Annotated in this window: 2 protein-coding genes; both read right to left on the bottom strand. The window is 64.1% G+C overall.

Going from position 1 to position 2,086, the window contains the following annotated elements; translation table 11 throughout:
* Positions 1-24 precede the first annotated feature (24 nt).
* Positions 25-816: an amidohydrolase gene (locus tag PMI38_RS19660; protein WP_008097614.1), complete on the bottom strand. Its 792-nt coding sequence runs from the start codon at positions 814-816 to the stop codon at positions 25-27.
* Complete coding sequence (locus PMI38_RS19655; protein ID WP_008097612.1) at positions 804-1,952, bottom strand: pyridoxal phosphate-dependent aminotransferase; 1,149 nt, start codon at positions 1,950-1,952, stop codon at positions 804-806. Before PMI38_RS19655 ends, PMI38_RS19660 begins: the two co-directional genes overlap by 13 nt.
* Positions 1,953-2,086 lie beyond the last annotated feature (134 nt).

The raw sequence follows: 2,086 nt of genomic DNA, 5'->3' as shown, positions 1-2,086 counted from the left end.
GCCGGCGATAGGGCCGGTACTGACTCAGTTCAGCTCGAAGGTATCGGCATCCAGGTTGGCCGGGAAGCGCGTGCGGTAAGCCGCCAGCTCCGCCGCACTCAACACTGCGGTGAACACCCCGTCCGCCTCTCCTGCACTCAGCAGGCTCTCGCCCTGGAAGTCCAGCACCTGGCTGTCGCCGGAATAGGCAAAGCCCTTGCCATCGGTGCCCACCCGGTTCACCGCCGCCACGTAGCACAGGTTCTCGATGCCCCGCGCGGGCAACAGACGGTTCCAGTGCTGGCGACGCGCCGCCGGCCAGTTGGCGGTGTACAGCAGCAGGTCGGTGTCCTGGGCATCACGGCTCCACACCGGGAAGCGCAGGTCGTAGCAGATCAGCGGGCGCACCCGCCAACCGTTGATCTCGAACTGCACCTGGCGCTCGCCCGGGGTGTAGTGCTTGTGCTCGCCGGCCATGCGGAACAGGTGGCGCTTGTCGTAGTGCAGGATCTCGCCGTCCGGCCGCGCCCACAGCAGGCGATTGCGGTGGCTGCCGTCGGCAGCCTGGACGATCACGCTGCCGGTGATCACCGCGCCGATCCGCTTGGCCTGTGCCTTGAGCCACTTGTAGGTCGGGCCGTTCTCAGGCTCGGCCAGGCGTTCGGACTCCATGGAAAACCCAGTGGTGAACATCTCCGGCAGGATCACCAGGTCGACATCGCCAGCCTGGTCCAGCAACACCTCGAAGTGCGCGTAGTTGGCTTCGCGGTCGTGCCAGGCCAAGGTGGTCTGGACCAGGGCGACTCTCAGATTGGGCAGTGCACTCAGATCGCGCATAGTTTTTCCGCTGCCTGACGCAGCGTCTCCTCACGTTTGGCAAAGCACAGGCGTACCAGGCGTTGCTCGGGGATAGGTTGCTGGTAGAACACCGATACCGGAATGGTCGCGACACCGTGCTCACGGGTGAGCCACATGGCCATGTCGACGTCGTTCAAGTCCGGACGGATCTGCGAATAGTCCACCAGTTGGAAATAGGTACCCGCCGTGCGGGTAAAGCTTAGCCGCGAGCCTTCGAGCAGGTCGCAGAACAGGTCACGCTTGGCCTGGTAGAAGGCCGGCAGTTCATCGATGTGCTCGGGGTGCTCGGCCATGAAGTCGGCCAGTGCGCACTGCAGCGGCGTCACGCCGCAGAAGTTGACGTACTGGTGCACCTTGCGCAGCTCTGCGCTCAAGGCCGGCGGCGCAATCACGTAGCCGGTCTTCCAGCCCGTGACGTGATACGTCTTGCCGAACGAACTGATCACGAACGCGCGCTGGTAAAGCGCTTCGTGGGCCAGCACGCTGGCATGGCGCACGCCGTCGTAGACCAGGTGCTCGTAGACTTCGTCGCTGACCACGTAAATGTCGCGGTCGGCGATCATCTGGGCCAGTTGGTCCAGGTCTTCCCGCGAGATCAGTGCCCCGCTGGGGTTGTGCGGCGAGTTGAGAATGACCATGCGCGTGCGCGGGCTCAGGGCATCGCTGAACTTCTGCCAGTCGATACGGAAGTCACTGGCGCTGAGCTGTACGTGCACACAACGGCCACCCGCCAGCGTCACGGAAGGCTCGTAGCTGTCGTAACAGGGGTCGAAGACAATGACCTCGTCACCGGCCTGGATGACCGCCTGGATGGCACAGAAGATCGCTTCGGTGGCACCCGGGGTGATGGTCACTTCCTGGTCGACGTCGACTTTGGCGCCGTACAGGCGTTCGACCTTGGCGGCCACCTGCTGGCGCAGGGCCGGCAGGCCGGTCATCGGTGCGTACTGGTTATGCCCGGCGGCGACATGGCGGCCGACCGCATCGAGCAGTGCCTGCGGGCCATTGAAGTCGGGAAACCCCTGGGAGAGGTTGAGCGCACCGGTTTGCACGGCGAGCTGGGACATGGTGGTGAAGATGGTCGTGCCGACATTCGGCAGTTTGCTGCGGATCATGGAGCCCTCTTTCCTGGGGTGTATCCGGCACGGGGTGGAAACCGAGCATAGCGGATCGAGCAGTCAGGAAAAAGGCAGAAACAATGGGGGGATTGCGCTGGATCAAAGGGCCCTGTCGCCGGCAAGCCGGCTCC

Source organism: Pseudomonas sp. GM84 (assembly GCF_000282535.1).
Classification (GTDB): Bacteria; Pseudomonadota; Gammaproteobacteria; order Pseudomonadales; family Pseudomonadaceae; genus Aquipseudomonas.
The sequence above is the reverse complement of the archived record's forward strand: the minus strand, read 5'-3'. Positions and strand labels throughout refer to the sequence as shown.

Coding starts and splice junctions, on each gene's coding strand:
- PMI38_RS19660 (WP_008097614.1), bottom strand. CDS start 816: ATGCGCGATCTGAGTGCACTGCCCAATCTGAGAGTCGCCCTGGTCCAG.
- PMI38_RS19655 (WP_008097612.1), bottom strand. CDS start 1,952: ATGATCCGCAGCAAACTGCCGAATGTCGGCACGACCATCTTCACCACC.